The organism is Mycobacterium sp. TH-M116 (assembly GCF_057473685.1).
This window is the reverse complement of the sequence record NZ_JBYCLC010000033.1, coordinates 1-6,325: the sequence shown is the minus strand read 5'-3', so window position 1 is coordinate 6,325 and position 6,325 is coordinate 1. Positions and strand designations below refer to the sequence as shown.

Below are 6,325 nucleotides of genomic sequence, written 5' to 3'. Positions count from 1 at the left end.
TCATCGGTTGAGCTGTTCCCGGGTGTGCGCCAGGTGCTTGAATGCCACCTATGCCACGCCTGGAACCCATCGCCCGCGCTGAGGTCAGCGACGACTTCACCCTCACGATGTACGACGCTATGTTCGGCGACCGTGACCCGGTGGCCGAACCCGGGACCGTCGGCGGGACCACCGGCAACTGGTGGACGGTGTTCGCCCAGTCCCCCGCCGCCCTGCGCCATGCCGTGCGCGGGTTTCGCCTCTACCGCGAGGAAGTGAGCATCCGGCCGGATCACCGCGAACTGGGCCAGATACGGGCCGGCTGGGTGGTCGGCAGCCAGTTCGTCTTCTCTCAGCACTGCAAGGCCTGCCGGGCGGCGGGGTTGTCCGAGGAGAAGATCGCGGCCATACCCTCCTGGCAGACCGCCGACTGTTTCGAACCCACCGAACGGCTGTTGCTCGCCTACACGGATTGTCTTGCCGGACAACATGGGCGAGTTCCCGAGCAACTGTTCGAGCAACTGCGTGAGGTGTTCACCGACACCGAGATCCTCGAATTCACCTACACCACCACCATGTACGTGATGCATGCGATCATGTCGCGGGCATTACGGCTGGAATTCGACGACTGCGACGACCCGGTCGTGGAGGTTGCCGACCCGGCGGGCGGCGGTGTGCTCGACATCGGCGCCGCCACATCCGGGCCGCGACGTCGTCGGGTCCAGGGTCGGGTTCAGGCCGGTGTATCGGAGCTGGAATAGCCGCCGAAACTGCCAAGTCCCCGCGTGCTGCCCCAAGCGGTGCCGCCTCGTCGGCGCCGCGCGGCGGGATGGCGCAGCATCGCCTCATCACGCTCGCGCGCATGTCGCTGAGCCTCGATCCACACCGGGTGGGAGTCAAGGAAGATAACCGTCGCCTCTGATGCGTTCGCCACGATTGTCAATCTCCTTCCTCAGCGATTCGACTCGGCTTGTGGGATGTGGGGCAGGTGTGGTTATTGTTTCGTGATTTCAGGATGCCCGGCCAACCCTGAGACCAAACCACCCCTCAGCATGAGAAGTTGCCATGAATTCGCCGACAATCGGTGTCTGCGGCCGCCGATTGTCGGTTCGGCCACCGATCAGGAACATAACGGCGACCACTGACACAATCGCGGCTTGGCCGGCACGGCCGGGATCCACTCGTGCTGTTATCGTCGCTTGCTTATGCCGGAGATGGACCGCCGCCGCATGATGCTGACGACCGGGATCGGCGTGCTGGCCGCCGCGCTGCCCGATCCCGAGGCCCGCGCGGACCGGTTGCGCGGGGGCCCTGGGGTAGGCCCCCTCCCGCCGCCGGCTGCGCCCCACGGGCAGTCCGGGAGCTACGTCTTCCAGGACGAATTCGACGGGCCGGCGGGATCGGCGCCCGATTCATCCAAGTGGGCGGTGGCGCGTGCCCGCGAAACCATCAAGGATCCGACCTACTGGGAGCGCCCCGAGAACATCGGCCAGTACCGCGACAACCGGCAGAACGTCGTCGTCGACGGCAAGTCCAATCTGGTCCTGCGTGCCGCCAAAGACGGCGCGACGTACTACAGCGGCAAGGTACAAAGCCTGTGGCGGGGCGGCGTCGGCCACACCTGGGAAGCGCGGATCAAGCTGAGCTGCCTGACGCCGGGCGCCTGGCCCGCCTACTGGCTGGGCAATCAGGACGAAGGCGAGATCGACGTCATGGAGTGGTACGGGAACGGCAACTGGCCCCCGGCCACGACGGTGCACGCGAAAGCCAACGGTGGCGAGTGGAAGACCCACAGCATCGCCGTCGACAGCGCCTGGCACACGTGGCGGACCCAATGGGACGAGGCCGGCATCCGGTTCTGGAAGGACTACGTCGACGGCGCGCAGCCCTACTTCGACGTGCCGGCGAGTTCGCTGCCGGACTGGCCGTTCAACGCGCCCGGCTACACGGTGTTCACAGTGTTCAACCTCGCCGTCGCCGGTTCCGGCGGCGGCGACCCGGGGCCGGGCACCTATCCCGCCGACATGCTCGTCGACTGGATACGCGTGTGGTGAGTCAGCCGAACTCGAGCACGGTGTAGGCGCCGCGGAACGGTTTCAAGGGTGGAAACCGCCAGAACGCCGGGAACAACTTCCCGAAAAACAACCCCCGCCCCTCGGGCATCGGCAGATCATGTACCGCCCGGACGCCGGACATGCGGGTGGCCAGATCCGCCAGTTGACGCACCGAAAGGCTGAACGGCATCGGCGGCACCCGGTAGCGCGTGGAGGACCGCATCCCCCGCGGCGCGAATTTCTTGACCAGGGTCGGCGGCAGGTCGAAGAACATCTGCCCGCCGGGAAACCGCTTGGCGCACTCGGCGATCAGGCCCAGCGACTCGTGCGGTTGCAGGTACATCAGCAGACCCTCGGCGGTGATGAACACGCCGTGGGCGTCGTCGATCTCGGCCATCCAGCTGTAGTCCAGCGCGGACTGCGCCAGATACGTGATGCGCTCCGAGGGCGGCAACAGGCGCTGTCGCAGTTCGATGACCGGCGGCAAGTCCACCGAAACCCAGCGGAATCGTGCGTCCGGCAGCGCGCTGTCCAGGCGCCAGAAGCTGGTCTGAAAGCCCTCCGCGAGGGCGACGACCGTCGCCCGGGGCCGCGCCGAGAGATATTCGATTGCGCACCGGTCCACCGCCAGAGACCGCAGCGCCATCTCCTGGCCTCTGCGCCGGAACTTCTCGAAGTCGAAGTCGATGGATTCGACGAGCGCGATCGCCATCGGGTCATCCAGGATCGCATCCGGCCGCCCGGCCTGGTAGGCCCTGCCGTACAAGGTCAGCAGGGCCGTTTCCGAGACGCCGGTCAACTGCCCGGCATCCACTTTGTCGTCTCCCAGGCGACTCATCAAATCTCCCCCGATCAACAGCGGAACCGGTGCCGCACGACCGCGAGCAACAACGTCGCCGCGACCGGAACCAGCAGCATCGGCACCAACGGAATGTAGAAGCGCACGTTACCGGGCTCGACCCGGATTTCGCCGGGAAGGCGCCGACGTCGCGTCCCATCACGACTCGACAGGGATCGCCACCTCGTTGCGGCGCCGGCACGGCAGCGTCCACGGAGGGTCGTAGAACCACGCATCGGCTCCGCCGATCGGAACGATGTCGTTGTTGCGCAGGACGTTTCTGAGCTCGGCGATACGGTCGGCAACGGCCTGCGGGCTCCTGTCACCGCTGAACTTCAGCACAGCCACCGTCTGCGGCGGCACGGTCACCAAACGGACCTGGTCGTCATTGGGCGTGGGCAGGGTGTCCATGGTCCACGTCGACGGCATGAAGAACCGGATCACCCAGCCACGTCCGTCGTCGCCCGTCTGGGCTACTGGCGCGGTCATCGCGATCTGCTGACCCGCGGTCGCATGCTGGCCCACCGGCGCCGTCATCGCAATTGCCTGGCCGCCGCGGTTGCCGCCGAAGATGTAACGCGCAAGCCGGCGGAAACCGACATTGCGCGCGCGCTCCTGGTCGCCCGGCACCGTCGTTTGGGCGGCGATGCGCGAGCCGTAGTTCCGGATTTCGACGGTGTCGGTGAGCTCCTGGCGCGTGTAGGCGGGCTCCTCGGTGCCCAGGCGGATACCTACGACCGCAACCAGCGATTCGGCGACCTGTTCGGCGAGTTCGGTCAGTTTCATCACGCTGTCATTCCCTCAGCTTCGATTGAGAAACCACACGTGGCCGGCCAACAGCGTCGCGAACGCGCACCACAGCGGGCAGAAGAGCAGCGGGTTGGCCCGGCCTCACTGTGTGGCCACACGATCGGAAAGGCTCGCTGTGGCGGCTGAGGCGACCGCCGTGGCGGCGGGGATCAGAGTTCGTGGTTGCATGTCACGCTTCCGGTCAGAGTGAGCGGCAGGGGGGATTGACCCACTTTTTCAGGCATGCCGGCAAAGCCGATCAGCCGCCCAAGACGATGCTACCGGGCCCCCGCCTCGGGCAGTCGGCTCTTGTCGTGGGCTCCACGGGAGCTGCAGCACCCCCTACGCTCACCTACCGGCAAACCATACGGTCGTCACCGCGCGGGTCTGCGGCGGCGGGAACGGGGTGCTCGAAGTGCCCACCTGGCCGACCTTGACCACCCACACCGGCGCGGAGCGATCTATGCAGGTTCCGGCGCCCTGGCTGGATAGCCACAAAATCGCCAGGTGGGCGCCGGGGTCTCCGCAGCCGTACACGCCGACATAGCCGTCGTCCCGCCCTCCCCACGCGCCCCCGTTGCGCAACAGGCAGCGGGTGCCGTCGTCGAGAACCAGGGCGAACGGGTCTGGCGTCGCGACGGGCTGCACCGGCGGCAGCGGACCGCCGTAGCCCACCCGGTGCATGCGCATGTCCCACGGATTGTCGATGCACAGCAGTGACCCGGGTTTTGCGGGCCAGCAGGTGCCGGCATCGGCCGCGCTGGGCGAGCAGTAATAGATGTCGCCGGCCACCGCCGACGGCGACGGCGTGGTGCACTGGTCGACCGTGGCGACGTTGCCCTGCGACGGCGTCTCCTGATACCCGTTGAGCGGCTGGCCGTCGGGCCCCACCGCTGCGGTGATGATCACCTCGGTCGGCGGTGGATCGGCGATCGCCGGCGCAGTCGACCAACAGACCACTGCCGCGACGGCGACACCGGCGGCAACGGCTGCCGCGGCGGCTCGCGAAACCATGTCGAACCCACCTCCCGTTCGGCCCCCGGGTGCAGCCTAAGACGAGCGGCGGCGCGCGGGTCCGGAAATCCCGCCCGCCGCGCCGGAGCGGTCCTCGCGCGGCTCGTCACCGGGCGCGCGTAGCCAGTCCGGTACCGTCCGCTAATGCCCGACGACGACGCGGCCGTCCCGCACCTGCACCGTGGGCTGTCCAACCGCCACGTCCAGCTGATCGCGATCGGCGGCGCAATCGGCACCGGCTTGTTCCTGGGGTCGGCGAAAACGATCTCCCACGCCGGGCCGGCAGTGCTGCTGGTGTACGGCATCGTCGGGTTCTTCATGTTCTTCGTGCTGCGCGCGATGGGCGAACTGCTGCTGTCGAACCTGAACTACAAGTCGTTCGTCGACTTCGCTGCCGACTTACTCGGACCCGCGGCGGCCTTCTTCATGGGGTGGTCGTACTGGTTGGCCTGGGTCGTCACCGGCACCGCGGAGGTGGTCGCGATCACCGGCTACTTCCAGTTCTGGTGGCCAGCGTTGCCGGCGTGGTTGCCGGCGTTGCTCACGGTCGGCCTGATCCTCGTGGTGAACCTGTCCGGCGTCCGCAACTTCGGGGAGATCGAGTTCTGGTTCGCCTTGGTCAAGGTCGCCGTGATCGTCTGCTTCATCGTCGCCGGAGGCGTCCTGCTGGCGACGGATTATGTTTCACCGCAAGGCCACCGCGCGACCGTCGAGAACCTGTGGAACGACGGCGGATTCTTCGCCACCGGGTTCACTGGCGCGATCAGCGCATTCCAGATCGCCGCGTTCGCCTTCGTCGGGGTCGAACTGATCGGTATCGCGGCGGCCGAGACGGTCAACCCGCGCCGCACCCTCCCCCGCGCGATCAACGCTGTTCCGTTGCGGGTGGCGATCTTCTATATCGGGGCACTGCTGGCCATCCTCACCGTGGTGCCCTGGCGGGACTTCGCCAGCGGGGAATCGCCGTTCGTGATGATGTTCTCACTGGCCGGGCTTTCCACCGCGGCGTCGATCGTCAACTTCGTCGTGATCACCGCGGCAGCATCCTCGGCGAATTCCGGCGTGTTCTCCACGGGCCGGATGCTTTTCGGCCTGGCCGACGAAGGAAGCGCCCCGGCGCCGTTCGGCCGGCTCAGCCGAGACGGCGTGCCGGCGCGCGCGCTGCTGGCTACGGCGGCGCTGATGTTGGCCGCAGTTCCCCTGCTCTACGTTGGCGGTTCGGTGATCGGCGCGTTCACCCTCTTGACGGTCGTCGCGTCGTTGCTGTTCATGTTCGTGTGGGCGCTGATCGTCGTCAGCTATCTCGTCTACCGGCGCCGGCACGCGGGGCGGCACGCCGACTCGGTGTACAGGATGCCCGGCGGCGCGGTGATGTGCTGGGCAGTGCTCGCCTTTTTCGCGTTCGTGGTCGGGACGCTGTGCATCGACCCGGGAACCGCCGTCGCCCTGGCGTGGGTCCCGCTGTGGTTCGCCGTCTTGGCGGTCGGCTGGTTGACGGTACGCCGCCGGCCCGGTCACGCCGAGCGGTACCGGCGGTTCCGTGCTGAGATCAACACGGACGTCCCGGACCGATAGCACCGGTCACAGCTGGGCCCACACCGACTTGGTCTGCAGTTAGCCAGTTAGCCAGCCCACCCGAAGTGTGGACACT

General features: G+C 67.3%; 7 protein-coding genes. 3 read left to right on the top strand and 4 right to left on the bottom strand.

What is annotated here, in order from left to right; translation table 11 throughout:
• The first annotated feature begins 50 nt into the window (after positions 1 to 50).
• Both AC2VOK_RS01510 and AC2VOK_RS01505 read left to right on the top strand, forming a co-directional pair.
• A complete protein-coding gene (locus AC2VOK_RS01510; protein ID WP_428898903.1) occupies positions 51 to 740 on the top strand; it encodes a carboxymuconolactone decarboxylase family protein in 690 nt (229 codons plus the stop codon).
• Positions 741 to 1,184: 444 nt separating this feature from the next.
• Positions 1,185 to 2,033 (top strand): glycoside hydrolase family 16 protein, encoded by an 849-nt coding sequence (locus AC2VOK_RS01505; protein ID WP_421530159.1) that lies wholly within the window; start codon positions 1,185 to 1,187, stop codon positions 2,031 to 2,033.
• A gap of 1 nt (position 2,034) precedes the next feature.
• Here AC2VOK_RS01505 and AC2VOK_RS01500 read toward each other — a convergent pair whose 3' ends face one another.
• The 4 genes from AC2VOK_RS01500 to AC2VOK_RS01485 all read right to left on the bottom strand — a co-directional run bounded on the left by AC2VOK_RS01500 (position 2,035) and on the right by AC2VOK_RS01485 (position 4,674).
• Positions 2,035 to 2,871, bottom strand: coding sequence for a class I SAM-dependent methyltransferase (locus AC2VOK_RS01500; protein WP_428898902.1), 837 nt, complete (start codon positions 2,869 to 2,871; stop codon positions 2,035 to 2,037).
• A gap of 14 nt (positions 2,872 to 2,885) precedes the next feature.
• On the bottom strand, positions 2,886 to 3,107 hold the full coding sequence (locus AC2VOK_RS01495; protein ID WP_428898901.1) for a DUF2905 domain-containing protein: 222 nt from the start codon (positions 3,105 to 3,107) through the stop codon (positions 2,886 to 2,888).
• Complete coding sequence (locus AC2VOK_RS01490; RefSeq protein ID WP_428898900.1) at positions 3,031 to 3,657, bottom strand: SOUL family heme-binding protein; 627 nt, start codon at positions 3,655 to 3,657, stop codon at positions 3,031 to 3,033. The genes AC2VOK_RS01495 and AC2VOK_RS01490 overlap by 77 nt, the downstream gene beginning before the upstream one ends.
• Positions 3,658 to 4,008: 351 nt before the next feature.
• A complete protein-coding gene (locus tag AC2VOK_RS01485) occupies positions 4,009 to 4,674 on the bottom strand; it encodes a hypothetical protein (RefSeq protein WP_428898899.1) in 666 nt (221 codons plus the stop codon).
• 144 nt (positions 4,675 to 4,818) lie between these two features.
• On the opposite strand from AC2VOK_RS01485, the gene AC2VOK_RS01480 reads away from it, so the two are divergent.
• Positions 4,819 to 6,249 carry an amino acid permease gene (locus AC2VOK_RS01480; protein WP_428898898.1) on the top strand — a complete coding sequence of 477 codons (1,431 nt, stop codon included), beginning with the start codon at positions 4,819 to 4,821 and terminating at the stop codon, positions 6,247 to 6,249.
• The last annotated feature ends 76 nt before the right edge of the window (positions 6,250 to 6,325 follow it).